This is a genomic window from Streptomyces sp. NPDC001852, assembly GCF_042891825.1.
In the GTDB taxonomy this organism is placed as follows: Bacteria; Actinomycetota; Actinomycetes; order Streptomycetales; family Streptomycetaceae; genus Streptomyces.
The window spans coordinates 235060-258829 of sequence record NZ_JBIATN010000013.1 but is presented as its reverse complement, the minus strand read 5'-3'; the positions used below and the strand labels follow the sequence as shown (position 1 = coordinate 258829).

Here is a 23770-nt window from a genome sequence, read left to right as displayed (position 1 = left end):
CCTCGGTCCCCACGGGCAGGCGGTGGGCGGCGGCGAAGTGGCACCGGTGCTGCTCGACGGAGACGACCTGGCCGCCGTGTGCCGGATGACGAACTCGTCGGCCGGGTGGAAGCGTTGCGGGGTCAGGAACACGTGGCCGACGTGGCACTTGATCCGGCCCGGCGGACCTGACCGCCTGTCAGGAGAGACTCCACTGCTGGCTCGTCGCGCCGGTGCCCGATTCCTGGTCCACGGCCGCTCCGCCGGTGGTCGAGGCGGTCGTGACGCCGATGTCCAGGTCGCTGCCGACGCCGGCGAGCATGTAGGTGCTGCCGGTGTAGCTGCCGACGAGGTCGAGGAACCATTCTTGGTTGGTCCCGCCGTTGCAGGTCCACTGCTGCAGTTGCAGGCCGGTGGCGGTCGACTGGTTCGGCACGTCCAGGCACAGGCCGCTCTTCACGCTCTTGAGCGTGAAGACGTTGTCCGCCACCCGCGTGAGCGTCCACTGCTGGTTGGTACCGCCGGTGGACGGCCACTGGATGATCTTGGCGCCGTTCGCCGTGGAGCCGCTCGACACGTCCATCGGCATGGAGCTGTTGACGTTCTTCAGGGTGTGGACGCCCTCAGCGGGGATCCCGCTGCCGGCCGTCCAGGTTCCCGCTGCGGTGTCGAGTGACCAGGTGGGGTACTGGCCGAGGTTCACCGTCGTTCCCCTGATGGTCAGGGGCAGCCAGATCAGTTTCGACGCGCCGAGGTCGGAGGTGTTCCAGCGGTCGCCGGCGTAGATGTAGGTGGTGCCGGAGGAGCCCTGGACGGTGATGACGTTCGCCGTCTGGCTGCCGTAGGTGTGGGTGCCGGGTGCGGCCAGGTCACGGAACGACGACCAGGGGCCGCCCAGCGACGTGGCGGTGGCGTTGATGTTGTCGTTGAGGCCCCAGCCCGTCAGGTGCGAGCCGAAGACGTAGTAGGTGCCGCCCACCTTGACCATGGCGGGCGCCTCGACGCTGCCGCTGCTGCCGAGCACCGCCACAGCGCTGTCCACGGACAGGTAGTCGGCGGACAGCTTGTCGATGCGCAGGCCGTTGTTGCGGTCCTCGCTCAGCAGATAGGCGGTGCCGTCGGTGTCCTGGAACAGGCCGAGGTCACGGCTGAGGTTGCCCAGCGGCCGGAAGCTTCCCCGGTAGGTGTAGGGGCCGCAGGGGGTGCTGCTGGTCGCCACACCGACCTTGGCCTCGGAGTAGTTGGTGCTGTCGATGTGCATGTACATCACGTAGGTGCTGGTCGAGGCGTTGTAGATGACCTTGGGTCGCTCCACGACGCGGCTCGGCCCCAGGTCGCCGCTGCCCTGCCTGGCCAGGGCGACGCCCCGGTAGGTCCAGTCGGCCAGGTCGGTCGAGGTGTAGCAGGGGATGTCCTGGAACGACGTGTCCGACGACGTCTCGCCGGTCTTGTCCTCCCCGAAGCCGTACCAGGTGCTGCCCACCTTGATGATGCCGAGGCCGTGCAGTTGGAGCGCGTTCCCGTTCTGGTCGGTGCGTGCGGCGCCCGTGGTGAACGACACCGAGGCCGCGTGCGCCTCGGTCGCCGGAAGCAGGAGCGCCACAAGGCCTCCCAGCAGGGTCAGGAACGCGACGGCTCTGCGCCGCCATCGGCTTCCGGGCGTCCGGGGAACTCCCTTGAACATGTGCGTCCCTCTCTGTCGAGGTTGACGATCCCTGGATGTCGGCGGAGACCCATGAGAGTCGTGGCATGTACGCGACGTCAAGGATGGCGTTCGAATTTGTTTAAGCTTGACCGGCTCGCAGCACACCCCAGCCGGACTCGTCAGGACCCCAAGTCGCCCAGACTGTCCAGGATTTCGGACATGCGGGAGGACGGATACGAGGGGTTGACCTTTGGTTCGGGGCAGGCGTAGAAACTTCGCAACAGTCAGAATCTGTTACTTGCTGGTTGAGTTTGTTGGAAACCAAATCCAAGCGAGGTGGACCGACTGTGAACGTGTCAGGGCCTGAGGAACCCTCCCGCCGCAGGGTGCTCAAGGGCGCGGCTGTCGCCGCCACGACGGCCGCGCTGGGCATCGGCAGCACGTATCCGGCCGAGGCCTCGGACGCCTCCGTCACCGCGACATCGACCGACGGCACCACCAGCATCACCATGTCGCTGACGGGCGGCTCGCTCCAGTGGTCGGCCCGGCGCAAGGGCGCGACAGTCGTGGCCGGTTCGGCCATGGGCCTGCGGCTGAGCGACGGAACCACCCTCGGCACCGACGCCGTCCTGACGAACTACCAGCACTGGCATGTCGACCGCACATGGAACCCGGTGTACGGCCGCAGCGCGACCGTCTTGGACACCTACCAGGAGATGCGCTGGAACCTCCGGGACAGCCGCACCTCCATCAACTTCGGTGTGCAGATACGGGCCTACGCGACCGGAGTCGCATTCCGTTACGTCCTGCTGGACCCGGGCACCGCCGCCATCGCCGGCGAACTGACGACGTTCGTCTTCCCGGACGGCACACTCGTCTACGGCGCGCGGGACGAGGACGACTACAACCCGGTCGCGCCCGGCTCCATCCCGCCCACCGGAACCTCCTCCACGGACACCGGCCCCCTGACCGACATCCCCCTCACCGCGACCTACAGCAGCGGGCTCATCGCCTGTGTCTGTGAGTCGACCCGCATCAACTACCCGCGCATGATGCTCAGTTCGGTATCGGGACAGCCCAACGCCCTCGCGGTGTACCTGATGCAGCACACCGCGCGCGGCTCGGGAACGGTCCAGACGACCTCCACCGTCAGTACGCCGTTCGCCACGCCCTGGCGCGCGGTGGTGATCGGCTCCACCCACGCCGAACTGGTCGACAACGCGGAGCTGGTGCTCAACCTGGCCCCGGCCGGCGCTCTCGCCGACACGTCGTGGATCAGACCGGGCAAGGTCTTCCGGTGCAACCTGACCACCGCGGACGGGTTGGCGGGCGTCGACTTCGCCGCTGCCCGCGGCCTGCAGTACATCGAGTACGACTCGGGGTGGTACGGCCCGGAGCACACCTCGACCGACGCCACGCAGCCGATCTCCGCCATCGACCTGCCCAAGGTCATCTCCTACGCCGCCGGCAAAGGCATCGGCGTCCTCCTCTACGTCAACCCCATGGCCCTGAGCAGCCCGGACAGCCTGTTCGCCCTCTACCAGAGATGGGGCGTCGCGGGCGTCAAGCTGGGCTTCATCAACGACGGCACACAGGCGATGACGAACCAGATCACCGCCTTGGTCAGGACAGCGGCCAAGCACAAGCTGCTGATCGACGCACACGACGACGTACGGCCGTTCGGCTACGAGCGGACCTACCCCAACTGGATCAGCCTGGAGGGCGTGCGGGGCAACGAGCACTTCCCGACCGCCACGCACAACGTCACCCTGCCCTTCACCCGCAACATCGGCGGCCCGATGGACTACACCATCTGCTACGGCCAGTCCCGCGACCGGACGACCAACGCCCACCAGATGGCGATGGCCGCCGTGTACTACCAGCCCCTGGAGTTCCTGTACTGGTACGACGCCCCCTCGAAGTACTCCACCCCCTCCAACTGGCCAGGACTGCCCTGGTTCGACGCCATACCCACCGTCTGGGACCAGAGCAGGACCCTCGCCGGTGCGATCGGCGAGTACATCGCGGTCGCCCGGCGCAGCGGCACCACCTGGTACTTGGGGGCGATGACCAACGAGACCGCCCGGACCCTGTCGATCCCGCTGTCCTTCCTCGGCAGCGGCACCTACACCGCGACGCTCTACGCCGATGGAACACCGGGCAGCAGCCCGTACCAGACCCCCGTCGTCGTGAGCACACAGACCGTGACCTCGTCGACCACGCTGAGCGTCGCGATGGCCCCCGCGGGCGGCCAGGCGGTCGTCCTGAGCCAAGAATGAGGGGCCGTGACCCGGGATGGCTCGTACTCACCTCAGAGGGGCGCGCCTTCACCGGACAGGCTGGGTGAGGTGCGGTCGGCGGCCTGTGGGCTAGCCGGTGACCCGCTGGAAGGTCCAGCGCTGGTTGGAGCCGCCGTTGTCGCGGTACTGGATGAGCGCCGTACCGTCGGCCGTACTGCCTCCGCTGACGTCGAGCACCTTGCCGCTGTTGCGGTTGACCAGGACGAACTCGCCACCGGGCTGCGGGCGCAGCTGCCACTGCTGGCTCGTTCGGCCGTCGGCGGTCATCTGCACGACCCGCACGCCGTCCGCCAACGAGGACCCCGCCACGTCGAGGACCTTGCCGCTGTGGACGCACATGATGGTGTGGTAGCCGTCCTCGGTGGACTGGAAGGTCCACTGCTGGTTCGGTACGCCCTTGTCGGTCCACTGGAGTACGTTGGCGCCGTCCGTCTTGGAGGCGCCGGAGACGTCGGCGACCTTGCCGCTGCGCACGCTGACGCACTTGTAGGCCCTGGTGGGCGCGATGGCGTACTGCACCGAGTCCACGTCGACGTACCCGGTGTTGTTGGGGTTGTAGGTGTAGAGGCCGATCCGGTCACCGCGGTAACCGCCCCAGGTCAGCTGGTAGGTGCCACCGAACGAGGTGAACGAGCTGCCGTCGAGGCTGTAGGAGAACTGGCTGACCCCGTTGACGTCCCAGGTGGTGCGCAGCCATATGGCGCTCTGCGTGACCACCGGACCGTGGGTCAGGGTGCCGTCGGCGTTGTGCGCGATCGTGGTGGTGGTCCCGGAGCGCCGCACGCCCAGCCCGGCGTAGGTGCCCGCGTAGTGGCACAGCCCGGCGTGCTGGCCGTCGGCGAGGCCGGCCAGTTCGAGGCGGACGGTCACCGTCGCGCCGCCCGCCGTGCGCAGCACCCGCTGGGTGAGGGTGTTGCCGACCTTGGTCAGGTTGTCGGCCACCAGCGGGGCGAACGCCTTCAGCCGCAGGTGGCCGGGCCGTTCGGTGAGCGACCAGTGGTCCGCGCGCGGCTGGTAGTACCACTCCCACTGCGGCTTGATGCGGCTGTCGGTGAACAGGTCGCTGGTCACCACGGAGGGAAGCGCGTCGACCGGCAGACCGGGCGTGCCGCCGGCGGGCACCTGGCCCGTCCACACCATGGTGCCGATGCCGTCCGCGCCCACCCGGCCCAGGATCGGCCAGCCGTCCACCCAGGTCACCGGTAGCAGGGACAGCGGCCGCCCCTCCCAGGCGCCGTGGCCGTGGTGGGTCACGAAGTACCACGTGCCGTCCGGAGCCTGCACGAGCCCGCCCTGGTTGGGCTCGCGGTCCACCGAGGCGTTGACGTGCTCCAGCTGCCGGGTCTCGAACGGGCCGTAGAGGCTGGAGCCGCGGTTCATCATCAGCACCCGGCCCTCGGACTTCACCTCGCTGTACAGGTGGTAGTAGAGGCCGTTGATCTTGTACAGCTTGTTGGCCTCGCTGCCCGGCGACTGGTGGATGACCGTGGGCGAGCCGACCAGCGACTTGCCGTCCTCGGACAGCTTGCACAGGTTGATCTTGTAGCCGTCCGCGTAGTGCGTGGTGACCAGGTAGCCCTGACCGTCGTCGTCCCAGAACGGGCACGGGTCGTCCCAGCCGGAGGTCCGCCACACCGCCGTCAGCGGATCCCACGGGCCGCTCGGCGATGGGGCCGACGTCATGAAGAAACCCTCGTCGGGGGTGTTGAAATACACCCAGTACCGGCCCGCGTGGTAGCGGATGGACCCGGCCCACACGCCACGGCCGTAGCGGTTCATCCGGTCCCAGTTCAGCTCCGGCCCGATACGAGTGAGATCGCCGACCGCGCCGCCCAGCGTCCGCCAGTTGACCAGGTCCCTCGAGTGCAGGACGGCCACGCCGGGCGAGTACCCGAACGTGCTGGTGATGCCGTAGTAGTCGTTGCCGACCCGGATGCAGTCCCAGTCGCTGAAGTCGCCCGGGAGGACGGGGTTGACGTAGGTGCCGTCGCCCTGGTCCCCCCACGTGCCGGCGGGAGGTGTGGCTGCCGCGGCCCTGCTGGGGGGCAGCAGCCCCGGCAGCAGGAGGGCCCCGGTGCCGACCGCGGCGAGCCGGCCGAGCTGTCTTCTGGTGATGTCCACGATGTCCGTCCTTGGAGGGAGTCAGTCCACGCTCACGGCTTGCCACAGCTGGCTGTCGGCGTTCGTGTCCGTCGTCTGCACGAGCTGGGCGCCTGCTGATGTCGAGGAGCCGGACACCGCGAGCAGCTTGCCGCTGTTCACGTTTTTGATCTTGTAGTAGCCGTTTCCGGCGGCCACCAGGGTCCAGTGCTGGCTCGCGGCGTTGTTGTCGGGCTGCTGGACGACGGTCGCGCCGTCCGTGGTGGACCCGCCTGTGACGTCCAGCAGCTGACCGCTGTTCTCGTTGACGATCTCGTAGCTGCCGTCACCGACCGGGAACCACAGCCAGCGCTGGTTCTGCGCTGAGGTGTCGTTCCACTGGATGACGTTCGCCGCTGCGGCGGTCGATGCGCCCGAGACGTCGATCGCCTTGCCGCTGTTCTTGTTGAGGACCTTGTCGAGCACGCTCGTGGTGGGGAAGGGGATGGAGGCGAACGCGTCCAGGGCGCAGACGGTGTTGGAAGAGGCCGTGTTCTTCGTTCCGGTGCACACGACCTTGATCGTGTGGGGACCCGCGGCGAGATCCGTCTTCTCGAACAGCAGTACCTGCTTCGTCACCGTCGAGGCATAGGCGTCGATGCCCGACTGCGCCAGGGTGCCGTCGATGTAGACGTCGACCTTGCCCATGTTCGGCTGCTTCATGCTGAGGTAGCGCACGCCCGAACCGGTGAAGGAGTACTGGACGTAGTCTCCCGCCCTGTTGGTGTAGCTCTCGGATCCCTTGTAGTCCTGCGCGTCGTGCCAGTTCGACCAGTTGGAGGAGTAGGTGAGACCGGAGTCCTTGTCGTCGACGTAGGTCCATCGCTGCCGGACGAGCGACTTCGACGCGGTGGACGCGTTTCCCTGGGCGTCCACGACGTAGAGGTGGTAGTCACCGGGCTTCGGCGGGACGGCGATGGTCGTCGCGGTTCCGGCCGCCTTCGTCATGGTGGGGCCGACGGCGAACGTCGTCGTACCGGAGGGAGCCAGCCAGAGCGTCCTGGTCGCGTCGCCGAGGGGGCGGACGGGGATGGACGACATGCCCTTGCCGGTGAACGTGCTGGCGGGCAGGGCGTAGTCCTGCAGAGCCAGGTTGCTCTGCGGGACGAGGTCCTTGTAGGCGTCCTCGAGGCCCGCGTTCACGGCGATGCTGTACGCCTGCGACGGCCACACCTTGTCCGGGTACGCGCGCACGTCCTGAATCGTGCTGTTCGGGACGCTCTTGCTGAAGATCTTGTTGACGGGGCCGTAGGTGTTGGTGATGGTCAGGTCATGCTGCCGGCCCCAGGTGCCGGAGTTGATGGTGTACGCGACATTCGGGTCCACGTCGAGGACGTTGTCGTGCTCGTTGAGGTAGGCGGAACCCTCGTCCGGGTGCAATCCGTACTTGTGGCCGGCCGGCACGCCCTGGATGTAGTTGTCGCTGATCTCGGTGTTCGGCTGGCTGCCCAGTGTGTAGATGGGAGCGGAGTCGCCGAGCACCTGCATGGTGTCGACGATCTCGTTGTACTTGACGGTGTTGTTCCTGGCCGTGGTGGTCGGTACCCCGGGATTGATGGAGTTCGCCGAACCGTCGAAGTTCCACCATCCCCAGCCGAGGGTGATGCCCGCCCAGGGGGACTTCTCGATCCGGTTGTGCTGCACGGACAGGGAGTCCACGAAGTAGGCCGACACGGGGCTCGACCCCTGGAACAACACGGCACTGTCGTAGAGGTAGTTGTCCGTGATCGATATGTTCTTGCAGACGCCCTCGACGTTCACCGGGTACTTCTCGTGGTTGGTCGAGGTGTAGTCACCGATGTACACGTGCTGGGGGTGCCCCACGGTGAGGGCGGATCCGGCTATGTCGTTCGTGACGTTGCCGGTCAGCTGCGAGTCCGTCACGTCGTTGGCCAGGGTGATGCCGTCGGCGCCGGTGTGCTGCACCGTGTTGCGCGACAGGACGATCCCGTCGGCGTTCCCGATCTGGATGGCCCCCGGCGGCAGGTCGACGTTGCGGTAGGTGTACGCGTGGAAGTTCTTCCTCGCGTACACGGTGGAGCCGGCGTTGCCCTGCTGGCCCTGCCGGAAGGAGGAGCCCGCGACATTGAACAGGTTCCAGTCGGAGTGCTCGACCGTGAGCCCGGAGAACGTGATGTTCCGGGCGTGGTCGGTCGTGGACGTGCCGGCGATCCTGATGAGGGTGGACACGTTGTTCGGCGCGAAGACCTGCGCCGTGCTCATGTCCTCGGAGCCGGACTTGTAGTAGTACAGGGTGTGCTGCGTCTTGTCGAAGTAGAACTCGCCCGGCTGGTCCAGGAACTCGTACGCGTTCATGAGGGTGTGGCTTCCGCTGCCGGCCTGGAAGTTGCCGTTCGGCGGGCCCTGGGCGATGGCCGCACCCGGCTCCTGGAACAGGGCCACGCGGCCCGCGCCGTCCGAGCTGGTGGTGATCTGCCGGACCCCCACGATGGCCGTGGTCCAGGTCGTCGCCGACTTGATCTCGACGTCGTCCTGGTTGGAGGCGACGGCGGGCAGGTCGGAGAGGCTGTACTTGGCTCCGTCGCACTGCGAACCCGACTCCCAGGCCCAGGGGGCTTGGCCGGCCGTCACGGTGTAGGTGCCGTAGCATCCGGCCGAGTTGATGGTCTTGGAGGCCATCTGGGCGCGCTTGCCGTTGACGTACAGCGCGCGGAGCTTGTCGTCGCGGTTGAGCGTGGCCTTCCAGATGTTCCCGCTGTGCTGGGTCCAGCCGGTCACCTGAACGCCTCCGTTCAGCACCGGCTTCTCGTTCTGGTAGGCGGCGTACACGACATGGTGGCCGTTCGTCCCGGAGTCGGCCGAGGTGAAGTCGATGGTGCTGGTCACCGGGTAGGTGCCGCCGCGGAGATAGACAGTGATGTCTCCGGTCATGTCGTTGTTGACCGTGCGCACGACGTCCCGTGCGTGGTGCAGGGTCTTGAACGGCGCGGTGATCGTCCCGGGGCCCGCGTCGTCGCCGTCGGGGGCGACGTAGTAGGTCGCCTGGTTCGCGGCCGAGGCCGGGGTCGGCGTCGTGAGGGAGGTCAGCAGCAGCGCGGAGAGGGCCGCCGCGAGCGCTGCTGACATCGTGCGTCGGGTGGAGGTGACGGGCTTCATCGTCTGCCCCTCCTGTGGGTGCGGGCGGTCGGGAATGCGTTCATGCGGCGGCTCCGGGGGCGGTTGACACGGTGTGCGGCACGAGTGCGGACGGTCAGTCGGCGGGGAGGCGGTAGAAGGCGGTCGCGGTACCGGCCAGCACCGCGTGGATCTCGGTGGCGGAACAACCGTCGAGCAGGTCGTCCACGGTGGCGGCCCAGCGGTTCCAGCCGCCCGCGAGGTTCGCGACCGGCCAGTCGGAGCCGAACATCAGGCGGTCGGGGCCGAACGACGACAGCAGTACGTCCCAGACCGGGCGGATGTCGGCGGTGGTCCACCTGTCGTGGTCGGCCTCGGTGATCAGACCCGACACCTTGCAGACCACGTGCGGGTGTGCGGCCAGCAGACCCATCCGGCGTGTCCAGTCGGCCAGGTCACCGTCGGCGATCGACGGCTTGCCCGCGTGGTCGAGCACCTGGGGCAGGTCGGGGAAACGTTCCGCCAGCCGGATCGCCTGGTCGAGCTGGTGGCTGCGGACCAGCACGTCGTAGCGCAACCCGCGGTCCCGGGCGGCCGCCAGCCCGCGTTCGACGTCGGGGCGCTGCAGCCACCCCGGGTCCGTCTCGCCCTGGACGAGATGACGCAGGGACCGCAGATACGTCCCGCCCGGCCCGGCGAGCAACCCGTCGAGCAGGTCACCGATCGCCGGGGACGTCAGATCGGCCCAGCCGACGACGGCCCCGATCAGCGGCTCCCGCTCGGTGAGCGCGAGCAGGTCCTCCGTCTCGGGTACGTCCGGGATGCACTGCACGGCCACCGTGCGATGCAGACTGCGGCCGGCGATGGTGCGGGTGGCAGCGGACCGCAGGCCGTCGGGGGCGAAGGTGCGGCGGATCGTTGTCAGGGCGGGGTCGTCGAGCCAGGGTTGCGGACGCCGGCCGAGGTCCCACAGGTGGTGGTGGGCGTCGACGATGCCGGGGACGGGGGTGGCGGTCATGACGGGGTCCCGGGGGGCGGGCTCAGGTGCCAGACCTCGGTGAGTGCCGTCCACTGGCGGGAGTCGCCCCGGTCGGGCCAGGGCTCCTGGCACGGGTCGGTGGCCTTCCACCACTTGCGGGTCTCAGGGTCGGCTTCCAGGGCGGCCATGTCGGCCTCGAAGTCGTCGCCGTGGTACTCGAAGTAGGCGAACAGCACATCGCCGTGCAGGAAGATGCTGTAGTTGCGGATGTTCGCCCGGTGCAGGGCGGCCTCGACGCCCGGCCAGACGGCCGAGTGGAGTTCGAGGTACTCCTCACGGTGCTCGGGCCGGAGCCTGATGGTCTGGGCGATGCGTTTCATCACGCACCCTCCTGGGGGGCGAAGGGGGTCCGGTAGCTGGGAGTGTGGGCACGCAGCCGGAGGCGCAGGGTGAGCCGGATACGGGTGGACGCGGGCAGCCGGACCGTCAGGTAGGCGCCGACGCCGACCTGCTCCTTCTCGGTGACGAGCGGCTCGGTGTGGCCGTAGTCGTACATGTCGCCGATCCAGCCGTCGTCCTCGCAGGTGGTGTACCGGACGGCGGTGATGGCGTGCTCGGCGAAGGCTCCCGCCTGGACGATCACCGTGCGGTCCGTCCCGGGCGCGAGGTTCACCAGTTCGACGGTGGTCGCCTCGGGGTCGATGGAGGTGACCAGCGCGGCCACGTCCGGGGGCAGGCCCGCGCGGCGGGCGTCGGCGTCGTGGTAGCGCAGCCGGGCCTGCTGCAGGCCGCCGTTGTAGAGCACCTGGGGGCCGCCCCAGGTCAGCTGGACGAGGGTCTCGGTGACCACGGGGTTGCACAGCTGCCACACGTGGATGTCGGCCTCGGGCACGTCCAGGTCGCGGTAGCGGTCGATGCGCCGCAGGCGGTGGCGGACCTGGGCCTGGGCGGTGGCGAGGATCCGCTCGGGATAGCCGGGGTCGTCGCCGGCGAGGAAGGCGAACCACGCCTTCTCGTGCCCGGACTCCTCCTTGGCCCGGAACGGCCGGACGGTGCGCCAGTCGATGCCGTCGGCCTCACGCAGCCGCTCCAGCCGGGCACGGTCGGCGTCGGAGGCCGTGTGGTGCCACAGGGCCACCGGTACGGGGGCGGTGACCGGGTTGTAGTCGAACCAGCCCGAGTCGTTGTGCCGGAACGGCAGGTGCGGTGTGGGCGTGCGGACATCGGGGCCGAGTTCGACCGCCCACTTGGAGGGAAGGCTGGAGTCGGCCTCGGTGTGCGGCATCACCTTGGCGTGACCGATGAGGGTGTCGAGCGAGGTCGCGACCATGGAGAGGTAGCCGTCGTCCCTGGTGACCGTGGCCGCCGCGAGCGCCGCCACACAGGCCGCGTGGCCCACGCTGTGCCAGCCGTGCGGCCAGGACCAGCCGTAGTGGCCGCCGTACCAGCGGCCCTCCAGCAGACTGCCGACGACGCCGTCCGGCCCCACGTTGTCCGGGACGAGACCGCCGTTCGCCTCGGTGCGTTCACGCCACGCGCCGACGTACTCGACGATCCAGTCGCGGTAGCGCTCCTCGCCGGACAGGATCCAGGCGTTGAGGACCAGCCCGGCCGCGGCGAGGTTGACCGCGGTGTCGCCGACGCCCATCCGGTCCCGCATCTGCGCGCCGAGCCGCGGGTCCGCGGAGAGCGGGTACGGGCCGCCGTCGGCCTCGGGGATCCAGTCGAGCGGGAAGCCGTAGGCCTCCGCCTCCTTCAGCAGCCAGGGGTAGACGTCACCGTCGAACAGGCCGGTGCGGTCGGGGTCGCTGCCGTTGTGCGGGCGGGTGATGATGCGGTGGGCGGGGTCGTAGTTGCCCTTGGCCGGGTCGACGTACAGCTCGGCGAAGCGCAGGGCGCGCTCACGCCAGCGGTCGGGGGCGGCCATGCACAGGAAGTAGAGCAGCAGCAGGCTCTCGCCCTGGTGGAACCAGTCGTAGCCGCGCTCGTACTCGTCGTGCAGCATGCCGAGTTCGGTGAGCTGGCGGGTCACTCCCTCCCAGTGCCTCTCACTGGCGGGCAGCAGGTCGTCGGCGCCGCCGAGGAGGTACAGCTGGGGCCAGTTGAAGAACACTTCGTAGAAGTCGTCGACACCGTCGCGGGTGGTCAGCGGGCCGGAGTAGTTCAGGCGGCCGTCCGGGCCGGTGAAGTCGCGGGCGAAGCGGCGCCAGGCGTGGTCGAGGAGGTCGAAAAGGGACCGCTGGGCCACGGCCCAGCCGGGTGGTTCGAGCAGCGGCACTTCCGCCTCGATCTCGGGTGGCGCGACCGGGTGGTCGCAGGCGGCGTCCTCGGCCGTGGTTCGGTCGGCAGAGCTGGAGGGCATGGGGGAACTCCGTTCGGGGCGGGCGGCGGGACGGCGCACGCCGGTGACGACGGCCGGGACGGGCCGCTATTCCTTGGTGGCGCCGGCGAGCATCCCGCTGACCAGGAAGCGCTGGGCGAAGAGGAAGACGATCAGCACGGGCGTGATGGCCACGAGCGTCGCCAGAGCCAGCTGGGGGCGCTGGATCGCCAGGTCACCAACGGTCGGGTTGAAGGACGGCACGTTGCTGAGCAGGGTTCCGACTCCCACCTGGATGGGCATCTGGCTGCTCTCGGGCAGCATGACGTACGGCAGGAAGTAGTTGGTCCAGTTGGCGACGAAGCTGAAGAAGCCCACGAGCGCGACGACCGGGGTCGCCAGCGGCAGCGCGATGTGCCAGAAGACGCGGAACTCCGAACAGCCGTCCATCCGTGCTGCGGCCAGCAGGTCCTTCGGTACGGCGGTGGTGAAGTAGATGTACGTCAGGTACACGCCGAACGGATAGAACGAGTACGGCAGGATGATCGACCACATCGTGCCGATCAGATGCACCGCGTTGATCTCCAGGAACAGCGGTACCACCAGCGTGGCGTTCGGCATGAGCATCACGACCAGGGTCGCGACCAGCAGGGTGTGCCGGCCGCGGAACTCGGTCATGGCCAGGGCGTATCCCGCGGGAATGGCGACACCGAGGGTGATGATCAGCGAAATCACCGCGTAGAGGGCGGAGTTGCCCAGCCACTGCATGACGGCGTCGTCCTGGAATGCCGTGAGCGCATGCCAGTTGGCTTTCAGCGCGTGCCAGGAGCCGAAGGACAGCGGGTTGCCGTGGACCAGCTGTTGGTCGGTCTTGGTCGCCGCGAGGACGAGCCACAGCACCGGCAGCACGAAGAAGGCGAGGAACGCGGCCAGTACGGATCCCGTCAGCAGTCGGGAGGGCAGGTGCCGTACGGGCCGGCGGTGCGGCGGCTGGCGGTGAGATCGGCTCATGAGGGGCGCATCCCGTTCCGAGTTCGCCGTGCCGGTGACTCGACTGCCGGAGGTTTTAGTCGGCATCGAAGAACCCCGACCGTGCGACGAAGACGGCAGCCACCGACACGCTGACGACCAGGAGCTCCACCGAGACCGCGGCGGCGCCGTTGATGTTGTTCATCTGGAAGGCGAAGTCGTACGTCAGCTGGTTGAGCGAGTAGTCGCGTCCGGCCACGCCCACGCTGGCGAGGGAGAGCAACTGCGGCTCGACGAACAGCTGGGCGCCGCCCGCGAACGCCAGGATCACCATGTACACGATCCACTTGCGGAGCATCGGGATCTGCACGTGCCAGGCGGTCTGCCAGGCGCCCGCGCCATCGATGCGCGCGGCTTCCATCACGTCCGTGGGGATGTTGTTGAGCGCGCCGTACATGACGACGATCCAGCCGCCCGCGCCGGTCCAGAACGCGATGATCGTGAACAGCAGGGGCAGGTTGCCGGGCGCGATCACCTCGCCGAAGGTGTGGAACCCCAGCGCGTCCAGCAGCGAGCTGACCGGGCTGACGGTCGGGTCGAGCATGAACAGCCACACCAGCACACTCGCGGCGCCGGCGAGCGCTCCGGGGATGTAGTAGAGGAACCGCAGCGCCTTGCCGGCGGAACCCGAGGCCAGGCGGTGCAGCAGCAGCGCCAGGGCCACCACGAACACCACCAGGGACAGGAGCCAGAAGGCGAGGTAGGCGGCGACATGGCTCACGGCGTCCAGGAAGCGGAAGTCCTGCGCCGTGGTGACGAAGTTGGCGAAGCCGGTGACCGTGCCCCCGGCGTCGGTGAAGGCGAAGTAGACCGCGTAGGCGGTCGGAAGGACGCCGAAGGCGACCAGCAAGAGCACGTAGGCGGCGACGAAGGCCATACCGGCCCGGCTCTGCCGGGCGGCGCCGCGACGGCGCCGGGTGGCAGAGCCTGCCGGGGAGTGGGTGAGGGTCACTGGGAGACCTTGTATCCGTTGGACTTGGCGTACTTGACGATGGAGTCCTGCCAGGCCGGCAGCATCGAGACGACGGTCCTGCCCTGGGTCAGGCCGGGCTTGACGGTGGCGGCCCAGATCGCCTCCTGGCTGAACTGGCCCGAACCCCAGCCCGACCAGACCTGGGAGGAGGCGGCCTTGAGGGCGCTCAGGTCACTGGCGAAGTAGCCGGAGGCGTCCTGCCCCTTCAGCCAGACCTCGGCGGCCGGCGCGTACGCGGGGAAGCCCGGTGCCTTCTCGCCCTGGTAGGCGTTGTCTGTGGTGACCCACTTCAGGAAGTCGGCGGCTGCCTTGATGTGCGCGGAGTGCTGGGACAGCAGCCAGGTGCCGCCGCCGACGTTACCGGTGGACGGCGAGGTCTCCCCCTTCCACTGCGGGATGGGCGCCGCCGCGATCTGCTTGGCCGGGGTCTTGAAGGTGCCCTCGAACAGCGCGCCGCCGTACCATGCCGGACCCGGCATGAGCAGGACCTTGTCGGCCTCGTTCTTGCCGAAGTCGGTGCTGAAGACCCCGCTGATGGACATGGACTTGTTCTTGATCAGTACGTCCATCAGCTTGGCCATCTTGGTGCAGGCCTCGCTGGTGGTGTTCACCGAGACGGACTTGGGCCCGGTGATGTGGTTGGCGCCGCACTTGCCCGCCCACAGGTAGATCTCGGGGGTGAAGGCGTCGCCCGCGTCGCCCACCAGGTAGCCGGGGTGCTCCTTGGCCACCTTCTCGCCGAGTTGCTGGTACTCCTCCCATGTCGTGGGCACCGTGTAGCCGAACTTCTTCAGCAGCGGCGCGTTGTACCAGAGCACCGCCTGGGAGAGGTCGTTGCGCAGGCAGTAGACGGTGCCGTTGACGGTGCAGACGTCGTTGGCGCCGTCGGCGAAATCGGCCAGGGTCGCGGAGGGGATCAGGCCCTTGTTGAGCGGCGCGGCGAAGCCCGCGTCGACCGCCCAGGAGGCCTCGTTGTTCTGGGAGCTGAAGACGACGTCCGGCCAGCCCCGGCCGGTGCGGTTGAAGAGCTGGACCTTGGTCTGGAGGTAGTTGGAACCGTTGGCGTCACCGTCGTAGGTGACGATGTCAATCTTCACGTCCGGGTGCTGCTTCTGGTACAGCTTCGCGGCCGCCACACGGGTCGCGTCCACCCAGACCGTCAACGCCCCGTCCTTCTGCGGTACCTGGGCGAAGCCGTCCTTGGTCGTCGTACCCGTGGCGCCGCCGCCGCAAGCAGCCAGAGTCAGCGCCGCGGTGGCCGCGCAGCCGACCAGCAACGCCGCACGCCTCTTGCTGGACACTCTCTCCTGGCCGGACGAAGGCTTGTTGACGGTCATGTGCGACTCCACTGGTTTCACAGGGCGCCCCGAGCAGATGGGCAGGTGGCGCGAGGATGGGGCGACGCCAGGCCTTACCGGTCGGCGTCGGGGACCGTGGACGGCCGGGCCCACGTGCCGTCGCGGAAGAAATTAGGCGCCTTATAGAGGGATCAGTCAAGGGTGTGTGCTTGCTTCTTCCTTGTGATCGACGGCCGAGACTCCGGATCTGTCAAGGAGATAGCCCGAGACATTCCTTTTTGTGTGTATTCGAGACTAAAACTCTACGGAGTGGATCTCCGCACAATGAGTACTACTCATTATTGAGCCGGGAGTAGAATGAGCGCGGCTCCACAGCGATCAACCGCCCTCGTAGCAGTCATCCCGAAGGCAGGACAGATGAACGACACGCCCGCGGCCGAAGCCGCCCTGTCGGCGCAGGCCTCCCCCGCTGCGGCGGCAGCGGTCAACGGCTCGGACGAGCGGCGTGACTACCGCCCCGGTTACGAAGTCGTGGCGGAGCGGATCCTCGAGTTCATCGCCGAGTCCCGGCTGGCGGCGGGTGACCGGCTGCCCACGGAGAACGACCTGGCCCAGCGGCTGAACACCAGCAGAGCGGTGGTGCGGGAGGCCGTGAAGATCCTTTCGGCGCTCGGCCGGGTCCGGGCGCACAAGGGACGCGGGCTGTTCGTCGCCGACGACGAGGGCATGCTCATCACCAGCCGCTGGGGCGGCTTCTTCCGCCCCGTCGACCTCGATCACGTCCTTATGCTGTTCGAGTTCCGCAGGGTTCAGGAGATGGCCGCGAGCAGTCTGGCCGCCACCCGTGCCACGCCCGCCGAGCTGCGGACCATCGAGGTGGCCGTGCAGCAGTGCCGGCACGGATTCGTCCACGGTCAGGTCGACGAGTTCAACCAGGCGGACGACGACTTCCACGAGGCCGTGGCTGCGGCCTCGCACAACGCCTTCCTCGCCAGCGCCGTGCGGGACGCTCGGCGCCTGCAACGGCAGTCCAGCGCGATCGGGATCCATGACAGGTTCGGCGATGGCACCGAGTCCGCGGTCGTGGAGCACGAGGTGATCTACCGGGCCATTCGCGACGGCCGGCCCGAGGAGGCGGCCGAGGCTACGGCGGCACATCTCGACAGGACACTCGAGGACTACCGGCGGGAGATCCAGCGGCGCCTGTTCGGATAGCGTCGTGCTCGGTTCCCACCTGACCGGCTGGATCCTGAACGACAGTGCGTCCCTCGACTTGGGACGCAACGGCCGTCGGCGTCATCGCGACCGCACATGTCGACGTCGTGCCCATGAACGTGGACGGCCCGGGACGCACGCCACGGGTGGGTGGAGGTGCTGCCGGGCCGTCAGCCGCTGGGCGAAGGTTCACCTGCCGTGCGTAGCCCTGCTGCGGACGCGAAGCACCAGCACGGAGCCGGCGCCGAGGGCCAGCAGGCCACCGAGGGCGCTGTAGGCGACCGCGTTGCTCATCCCGGTGGAAGCCAGGCCGCCGCCGGCCGTGCTGCTCCGGTCCGGCCGGCCGACGGGTACGCCGGCTGCCGACGCCTGCGCTCGGGTGCCGATCGCGCCTGAGGCGGAGGCGACCGGCGCGGCGGCGGTCGGCGTGGGGGCAGGTGACGGGGTGTCGGTGCCGGTGGCCGCCGACGAGGGCTTCAGCTGGAGAGTCGTGATCGAGTACGGGGGCAGTGTCTGTGCGGCCGCCGTTCCCCGTGTCGCCGCGGTCAGGGCGGTGCCGCCCTTGGTGTAGGAAACGGTCCTGACCGTTCCCGGGGCCGGGGTGTATCCCCTGTAGGACAGCGACACCTGTGCCGCGTTCTGCGGGTTCTTGTTGATCAGCATGACGTTCAGGCCGCCGTTGCTGCTCCGTACCGCGTGCACGGCGACCGACGGGTTGGCCGAGGACGCCTTGACCATGGTGTCGCCGGGCTGCGCGAGTGAGGTCAGCGAGCGGATGCCCCAGTAGGTGGAGAAGGGCGTTTCGCGGGCCGGCTCGCAGGTCCCGCCGGAGCAGCCTCCGACGGAGAGGACGCCCCCGTCCTGGTAGTCGGTCTCGCCGTTGACGGTGGTGGGCTTGCCCGGCCCGTTGTGCAGGTCCCACCAGTCGACGCCGACGACCCCCTGCTCGAGCCAGTTCATGTACGTGTCCGGCGCGAACAGCGCCGCGGCCTGGCTGGTCTGGGCCACCGAATCGGCACTGGAGGTCTCGGTGATCGCGATCTTCACCGAGGCGGCGTGCGGGCCCGCGTAGGTGTTGATCAGCGAGCGCACCGCGGAGGCGGTGCCGGCGATCCTGGCGGGGCTGCTCAGCAGGTTGGCCGTGCTGGAACCGCCGGGGTACCAGTGGACGATCACGAAGTCGATCGACTTGGCCGCGATGGAGAGCACCGTGTGGTTCCAGTCGGCGTCGTCGCCGGCAGCTTTCACCCCGTCCGGCCAGGAGCCCGGAGTGTTGAGCACCGCCCCGATCTTCACCGTCGGGTCCACGGCCTTCATCGCCTTCGCGTAGGCCAGGAGGTTCTTCGCGTACTCCCTCGGGCTTTTGTCGGCGTGGTTGTCGACCTCCCATTTGCTGCCGTAGTACCCGTTGCCGGAGACCTCGTTGCCGATCTCCCAGTACTTCACGCCGTAGTGCTTGTCGACGTTGGCGTACTTGACCCAGTCGGCGGCCTCCTGGGGCGTGCCGGACCCGTAGTTCGCAGTGATGATCGGCTGGGCGCCGACCTTCTTCGCGGTGGCCATGAAGTGGTCGAAGTCGGTACCGGGCGCGGCCCAGCTGCCGCCGGTGACGGTGTGGGTCTTCCAGTGGTAGGCGTCCGCGACCGAGCCGCCGGGGAAGCGCAGCTGCCGGACCCCGGCCGCCTTCATCAGCGTCGCCGCCTTGGCGTCGTTCATGTAGGCGTCGTAGACCGCGGTGTTGAGGCCGACCCCGGTGCCGGGCACGGTGCCCAGCGAGGTGCCTGCGTTGACGGTGACGGCGACGGTCGGCGCGGCGCCCGCGCTGAGCGCCAGGGCGACCGCGCCGGCCCCGGCCAGCAGGGCCGCCACCGTCCCCGCCACGATGCGGCGGCGCGTTCGGCTGCGGCGGTGCGTGCGGCCCCGAGGCGTCGGCTGCTCGGCGGTTGTCGGGTCGTCAGATGACACGTGTGGCTCCCGATCGGAGTGCGTGGACTACGGGTGGCGTGGCACAGCTGACTGCGCTCGCCGTGGTGGTGCACCCCTAGGTGGCCGCTCAGGAGGGAAAGGTTGCCGCCGTATCCGATGTTCTTCCGGATGGACGGGCACGAGAGCAACGAAGCACGCCGCGCCGCAACCGTGGCGCAGGCGCGGACTGGTCACGGGCATTCCCTTGGCGCTGACTGGTCGGGGGTGTGCTGGTGTGCCTGGCCCTGAGCGTCCTCACCGGGAGCGGAACCGGTTCCGGGCGGGCAGCCGACGCGTCCGCCGCAGGCGCGCGGGCGGCCGCCCCGTCCGATGCCGGGTCTGCGGCGGGCGGCGGTGCGGATCGACAACGAATGCCCGTGGCCCTGTGCGCCGGGGCAATCGATCTCAGCCGACGGGCGTTCGCCGAGCTCGCCGACCTGTCGGTGGGCCGGCTCCCGATCACCTGGTGCGGGATCCAGGTGATCGGCCACCGGAACCCGGTGGCCGCGCTGGAGGTGCGGACCGCCGACGGCCGGCGGCAGCTGCCCCGTACCGACCACAAGTACTTCCTGTCCGCCGATAGCACCGGCTGCGGCGGGGCCCTCAGGATCACCGGCATCTACGGGGAGGAGCTGGCCGTCGACGGCATCGCCGTGCGGCCGGACGTCGCGCAGCCGACCGGCGTCCAGTTCGCCCGGCGCTGACCAGCCCGCCGGTCAGCCTTCACCGGCCCGCAACCGAGCACGACCGCTGTTCGAATCCCGGGCTGGGCGCTGTTAGGCTGCACCCCCGTTGTTGTTAAACGCGCAACCAACGCGCACGTCATTGCCAGGAGAGGGCGACCGGGGGATGGTCCTCGATGACGCGTCCGCGGAGTTCCACGAATTCTTCGAACGCCACTATGCCGAACTCGCCCGTCTAGCACACCTGCTGACCGGCGAGAGTGACGCGGCGGACGACCTCGCGGCGGATGCCCTGGTCGCCCTGTGGCAGCGCTGGGACCGGTTGCGGCAGGCCGACCACCCGCTCGCCTACGCCCGCGGTGTGGTGGCCAACCTGGCGCGGGGACGGATCCGCAGCGCGGTGCGCGAGCGACTGCGGATCACACTGTTCTGGTCCCGCAGCCCCGAGAAGGTGGAGGGGCCGGACATGGCGGCCGTGCTGGACGTCCGCGCGGCGCTCGCCCGGCTGCCGTTCCGCAAGCGCGCCTGCGTGGTGCTGCGGCACGCCTTCGACCTGTCGGAGAAGGACACGGCGGCGGCGCTGGGCATATCGGTCGGTACGGTGAAGAGCCAGACCTCGAAGGGAATGGCCGAGCTGGAAAGGATACTGGGCGCACGAGCGGTCGGGGACCTGGTGGCAGGCAGGAGGAACCGGTGAACGAGGACATCGCCCGTCGGCTGCGCGAGGCCGCCGAGGCCCACCGGCCCGACCGTGCCAGGATGCTGGCCCGGGTGCAACGCGGCGTGGCCGGCCCCGCCGTCCGTCACCGCGCGCGGCCGTTCGCGAGGTCCGGGACGAGGGTCGCGCTCGCCGGGCTCGCCGCCACCGGCATCCTGGCGACCGGCGGCCTCGCCGTCGCCGCCATCGTCGCGCACTCGTCGCCGCCCACCACCGTGACCACGCCTGCCACCCCGTCCCCGACCGCCGGTTCCCCCCACCCGACGTCGGCCCGCCCCACCCCTGTCGCGCCGGCCCCGGTCACCACCCCGGGCAGCGCGCGCCCGACTCCGCCGGCCACCAGTCCATCGCCGACCGCCGACGAGAGCCACAACGGGGCGCTGTCATCGGCCGGCTCGGTCGACCCGAGCAGCACCGTCTACTGGACGCAGACCAACCTCGCCCTCAAGACGACCCGGCCGCTCACCTCGCTCACGATCGAGATGCGGATCGTGCAGACCGGCGGGGTGAAGAACACCGGCACCTGGCAGACCCTGCCGAGCGGCGACTTCACCGTCACCGCCCAGGAGGCCGGCGGCACGCTGGTCTACCGCTGGGTCCTCAAGCCGGGCCTGACCGTGCCGGCCGGGAGCTATGAGTTCGCCGCCCAGTTCAACAACGGCACCGGCAAGCGCAGTGCCGCGGGCGACGGCTACCGCGTCGACGCGCAGGGTTCGGGCGGCTCCGCGTCGGTCCGGGGAGGGTTCGTCCCGACCCGGTGAACGCCGCCGTGCGGCATGGCGACGGCGGCCGTGAAAATTCTTCCCTCGATCGCGGCAACCTTTGTGTACGCGGCGGCAACTGGCAGGTAACCGAGGCCGGATCAAGGCCCGCTGCGCCAGAAGGACATGCCGTTGTCAGATCAGAACCGCTCTCATCGCCGTCGTCCGGCGACCCGCCGCGTGCTCGCCGCCGCCGTGGTCCTCGCCGCCGCGGGTGCCGCCGTACCCCTGGTCGCCCAGGCCGCACACACGCCGGATGCCCGCACCCCGACCCTGGCCGGTGCAGCGGCCGGCAGTGGCCGCTACTTCGGTACGGCCGTGGCTGCGGGAAGGCTCGGCGACTCGGCGTACTCCACGATTCTCGACCGGGAGTTCAACATGATCACCCCGGAGAACGAGATGAAGTGGGACACCACCGAACCCTCCCGCGGCACCTTCAACTTCGGCCCGGCCGACTCGATCGTCGGCCACGCCTCCGCACACGGCCAGCGCATGCGCGGCCACACCCTGGTCTGGCACTCCCAACTGCCCGGCTGGGTCAAGTCCATCACCGACGCCAACACCCTGCGCAGCGTGATGGACAACCACATCACCACCGAGATGAGCCACTTCAAGGGCAGGATCTACGCCTGGGACGTGGTCAACGAAGCCTTCGCCGACGGCGGCAGCGGTCAGCACCGCAGCTCGGTCTTCCAGGACGTGCTGGGCAACGGCTTCATCGAGGAAGCCTTCCGCACCGCCCGGAACGCCGACCCCTCCGCCAAGCTCTGCTACAACGACTACAACATCGAGAACTGGACCGACGCCAAGACGCAGGGCGTCTACAACATGGTCAAGGACTTCAAGTCCCGCGGTGTACCCATCGACTGCGTCGGCTTCCAGAGCCACTTCGGCGCAGGCGGCCCGCCGGCCGGCTACCAGACCACTCTGTCCAAGTTCGCCGCGCTCGGCGTCGACGTCCAGATCACCGAACTCGACATCGCCCAGGCCTCGCCGACCGCCTACGCCAACACCGTGCAGGCGTGCATGAACGTCGCCCGATGCACCGGCATCACGGTGTGGGGGATCAGGGACAGCGACTCCTGGCGCACCGGTGAGAACCCGCTCCTGTTCGACGCGGCCGGCAACAAAAAGGCCGCCTACAGCGCGGTGCTCACCTCCCTGGGCGGCAGCAGCGGCGGCGGCACGCCGGACGGGGGCGGCATCACCTCCGGGGCGGTCTACACGCTCTCCGACGTGGCCGCCGGACGCGTTCTCGACGAGCCCGCGGGATACAACGGCAACGGCACCCCGCTCCAGGTGTGGGATGCCAGCGGTGCCTCCAACCAGCAGTGGCGGGCCGGCCGCAACAGCGACGGCTCCTACACACTGACCAACGTCGCCAGCGGGCGGGCACTGGACGAGCCGGGCAACCAGACGGGCAACGGAACGAGGATGCAGGTCTGGGAATCGAACGGCGGCGCCAACCAGCACTGGCGAGCCCACCAGAACGACGACGGCTCCTACACGCTGACCAACGTCGCCAGCGGCCGGGCGCTGGAGATCCCCGGCGGTCGGACCGCCAACGGCACCCCCGTCCAGATCTGGGACTCGGCCGGCGGCGCCAACCAGCACTGGAACCTCAGGACTTCGGCGCCCGCGCCGGCGGGCGGCACGTGTGCTCTTCCGTCGACGTACCGGTGGACGTCGACGGGTGCGTTGGCGCAGCCGGCGAACGGGTGGGACGCGGTGAAGGACTTCACCGACGTGGTGTACAACGGCAAGCACCTGGTCTACGCGTCGAGCGTGTCGGGATCGTCGTACGGCTCGATGGCGTTCGCTCCCTTCACGAACTGGTCGGACATGGCGTCGGCCGGTCAGACCGGGATGAGCCAGTCCGCGGTGGCGCCCACGCTGTTCTACTTCGCGCCCAAGAAGGTCTGGGTGCTGGCGTCCCAGTGGGGCGCCTCGCCCTTCGTCTACCGCACCTCCAGCGACCCCACCAACCCGGGCGGCTGGTCCTCGCCGCAGCCGCTGTTCACCGGCAGCATCCCCAAGACTGAATCCTCCACCGGCCCGATCGACCAGACACTGATCGCCGACGACCAGAACATCTACCTGTTCTTCGCCGGTGACAACGGCAAGATCTACCGGGCGAGCATGCCGATCGGGAACTTCCCGGGCAACTTCGGCTCGTCGTACACGACGGTCATGAGCGACACCACGAAGAACCTGTTCGAGGCGCCGCAGGTCTACAAGGTCCAGGGTCAGAACCAGTACCTGATGATCGTCGAGGCGCGGGGTGCGAATGAGCAGCGCTACTTCCGCTCGTTCACGGCCTCCAGCCTGAGCGGTTCGTGGACACCGCAGGCCGCCGGCGAGAGCAACCCCTTCGCGGGCAAGGCCAACAGCGGCGCCACCTGGACAAACGACATCAGCCACGGTGACCTGGTCCGCAACAACCCCGACCAGACCATGACCATCGACCCCTGCCACCTGCAGTTCCTCTACCAGGGCAAGTCCCCCACCGCGAGCGGCCCCTACGACCGACTGCCGTGGCGGCCGGGTCTCCTCACCCTGCAGCGCTGAACCGGCCTGTCGCCGTGCCGCGCGGCGGCGAAGGGGAAGCGATCAAGGCGAAAAATCTGTGGATCTCCGCGGCAACCTTTTGGACCCGCCGGACCACTCAATGGTGTCCGGGCAGGTGGGTCC

General features: G+C 68.9%; 15 protein-coding genes and 1 pseudogene. 6 read left to right on the top strand and 10 right to left on the bottom strand.

Annotation, left to right across the window (positions count from 1 at the left end; translation table 11 throughout):
• Nucleotides 1-178 precede the first annotated feature (178 nt).
• Nucleotides 179-1582, bottom strand: coding sequence for an RICIN domain-containing protein (locus ACFYZB_RS23865; RefSeq protein ID WP_388761992.1), 1404 nt, complete (start codon nt 1580-1582; stop codon nt 179-181).
• Nucleotides 1583-1977: 395 nt separating this feature from the next.
• On the opposite strand from ACFYZB_RS23865, the gene ACFYZB_RS23860 reads away from it, so the two are divergent.
• Complete coding sequence (locus ACFYZB_RS23860) at nt 1978-3903, top strand: glycoside hydrolase family 97 catalytic domain-containing protein (RefSeq protein WP_388761989.1); 1926 nt, start codon at nt 1978-1980, stop codon at nt 3901-3903.
• Nucleotides 3904-3993: 90 nt separating this feature from the next.
• Here the strand turns inward: ACFYZB_RS23860 and ACFYZB_RS23855 are convergent, their stop codons facing one another.
• The 8 genes from ACFYZB_RS23855 to ACFYZB_RS23820 all read right to left on the bottom strand — a co-directional run bounded on the left by ACFYZB_RS23855 (nt 3994) and on the right by ACFYZB_RS23820 (nt 15776).
• Nucleotides 3994-6045, bottom strand: coding sequence for a family 43 glycosylhydrolase (locus tag ACFYZB_RS23855; protein ID WP_388761987.1), 2052 nt, complete (start codon nt 6043-6045; stop codon nt 3994-3996).
• Nucleotides 6046-6066: 21 nt separating this feature from the next.
• A complete protein-coding gene (locus tag ACFYZB_RS23850) occupies nt 6067-9180 on the bottom strand; it encodes an RICIN domain-containing protein (RefSeq protein WP_388761984.1) in 3114 nt (1037 codons plus the stop codon).
• A 94-nt stretch (nt 9181-9274) separates the two neighbouring features.
• Nucleotides 9275-10156, bottom strand: coding sequence for an amidohydrolase family protein (locus tag ACFYZB_RS23845; protein WP_388761981.1), 882 nt, complete (start codon nt 10154-10156; stop codon nt 9275-9277).
• Nucleotides 10153-10497 (bottom strand): L-rhamnose mutarotase, encoded by a 345-nt coding sequence (locus tag ACFYZB_RS23840; RefSeq protein WP_388761978.1) that lies wholly within the window; start codon nt 10495-10497, stop codon nt 10153-10155. The genes ACFYZB_RS23845 and ACFYZB_RS23840 overlap by 4 nt, the downstream gene beginning before the upstream one ends.
• Complete coding sequence (locus ACFYZB_RS23835) at nt 10497-12479, bottom strand: hypothetical protein (protein WP_388761975.1); 1983 nt, start codon at nt 12477-12479, stop codon at nt 10497-10499. The genes ACFYZB_RS23840 and ACFYZB_RS23835 overlap by 1 nt, the downstream gene beginning before the upstream one ends.
• A 66-nt stretch (nt 12480-12545) precedes the next feature.
• Nucleotides 12546-13448, bottom strand: coding sequence for a carbohydrate ABC transporter permease (locus tag ACFYZB_RS23830; RefSeq protein ID WP_388761973.1), 903 nt, complete (start codon nt 13446-13448; stop codon nt 12546-12548).
• A 55-nt stretch (nt 13449-13503) separates the two neighbouring features.
• Nucleotides 13504-14418, bottom strand: coding sequence for a carbohydrate ABC transporter permease (locus tag ACFYZB_RS23825; RefSeq protein ID WP_388761971.1), 915 nt, complete (start codon nt 14416-14418; stop codon nt 13504-13506).
• Nucleotides 14415-15776, bottom strand: coding sequence for an ABC transporter substrate-binding protein (locus ACFYZB_RS23820; protein ID WP_388761968.1), 1362 nt, complete (start codon nt 15774-15776; stop codon nt 14415-14417). Before ACFYZB_RS23820 ends, ACFYZB_RS23825 begins: the two co-directional genes overlap by 4 nt.
• 378 nt (nt 15777-16154) lie before the next feature.
• Between ACFYZB_RS23820 and ACFYZB_RS23815 the strand changes: the two genes are divergently transcribed.
• Nucleotides 16155-16952 carry a FadR/GntR family transcriptional regulator gene (locus ACFYZB_RS23815; protein ID WP_388761965.1) on the top strand — a complete coding sequence of 266 codons (798 nt, stop codon included), beginning with the start codon at nt 16155-16157 and terminating at the stop codon, nt 16950-16952.
• A 189-nt stretch (nt 16953-17141) separates the two neighbouring features.
• Here ACFYZB_RS23815 and ACFYZB_RS23810 read toward each other — a convergent pair whose 3' ends face one another.
• Nucleotides 17142-18917, bottom strand: coding sequence for a cellulose-binding protein (locus ACFYZB_RS23810; protein ID WP_388761963.1), 1776 nt, complete (start codon nt 18915-18917; stop codon nt 17142-17144).
• Nucleotides 18918-19271: 354 nt separating this feature from the next.
• Here ACFYZB_RS23810 and ACFYZB_RS23805 point away from each other — a divergent pair.
• From ACFYZB_RS23805 to ACFYZB_RS23790, 4 genes and pseudogenes are all read left to right on the top strand, one after another.
• Nucleotides 19272-19621 (top strand): annotated as a pseudogene (locus ACFYZB_RS23805) (hypothetical protein); the annotation flags it as partial.
• 145 nt (nt 19622-19766) lie between these two features.
• The gene (locus tag ACFYZB_RS23800; protein ID WP_351207645.1) at nt 19767-20297 is read left to right on the top strand and encodes a SigE family RNA polymerase sigma factor; all 531 of its coding nucleotides are present in this window, start codon (nt 19767-19769) and stop codon (nt 20295-20297) included.
• Nucleotides 20294-21079: a hypothetical protein gene (locus tag ACFYZB_RS23795; protein ID WP_388761960.1), complete on the top strand. Its 786-nt coding sequence runs from the start codon at nt 20294-20296 to the stop codon at nt 21077-21079. The genes ACFYZB_RS23800 and ACFYZB_RS23795 overlap by 4 nt, the downstream gene beginning before the upstream one ends.
• A gap of 126 nt (nt 21080-21205) precedes the next feature.
• A complete protein-coding gene (locus ACFYZB_RS23790; RefSeq protein WP_388761958.1) occupies nt 21206-23647 on the top strand; it encodes a non-reducing end alpha-L-arabinofuranosidase family hydrolase in 2442 nt (813 codons plus the stop codon).
• The last annotated feature ends 123 nt before the right edge of the window (nt 23648-23770 follow it).

Bases quoted from the DNA above. Each gene is read 5' to 3' on its own strand.
- ACFYZB_RS23845 (WP_388761981.1), bottom strand. From the start codon at position 10,156: ATGACCGCCACCCCCGTCCCCGGCATCGTCGACGCCCACCACCACCTG.
- ACFYZB_RS23820 (WP_388761968.1), bottom strand. From the start codon at position 15,776: ATGACCGTCAACAAGCCTTCGTCCGGCCAGGAGAGAGTGTCCAGCAAG.
- ACFYZB_RS23840 (WP_388761978.1), bottom strand. From the start codon at position 10,497: ATGAAACGCATCGCCCAGACCATCAGGCTCCGGCCCGAGCACCGTGAG.
- ACFYZB_RS23790 (WP_388761958.1), top strand. From the start codon at position 21,206: ATGCCGTTGTCAGATCAGAACCGCTCTCATCGCCGTCGTCCGGCGACC.
- ACFYZB_RS23830 (WP_388761973.1), bottom strand. From the start codon at position 13,448: ATGAGCCGATCTCACCGCCAGCCGCCGCACCGCCGGCCCGTACGGCAC.
- ACFYZB_RS23850 (WP_388761984.1), bottom strand. From the start codon at position 9,180: ATGAAGCCCGTCACCTCCACCCGACGCACGATGTCAGCAGCGCTCGCG.
- ACFYZB_RS23815 (WP_388761965.1), top strand. From the start codon at position 16,155: ATGAACGACACGCCCGCGGCCGAAGCCGCCCTGTCGGCGCAGGCCTCC.
- ACFYZB_RS23835 (WP_388761975.1), bottom strand. From the start codon at position 12,479: ATGCCCTCCAGCTCTGCCGACCGAACCACGGCCGAGGACGCCGCCTGC.
- ACFYZB_RS23800 (WP_351207645.1), top strand. From the start codon at position 19,767: ATGGTCCTCGATGACGCGTCCGCGGAGTTCCACGAATTCTTCGAACGC.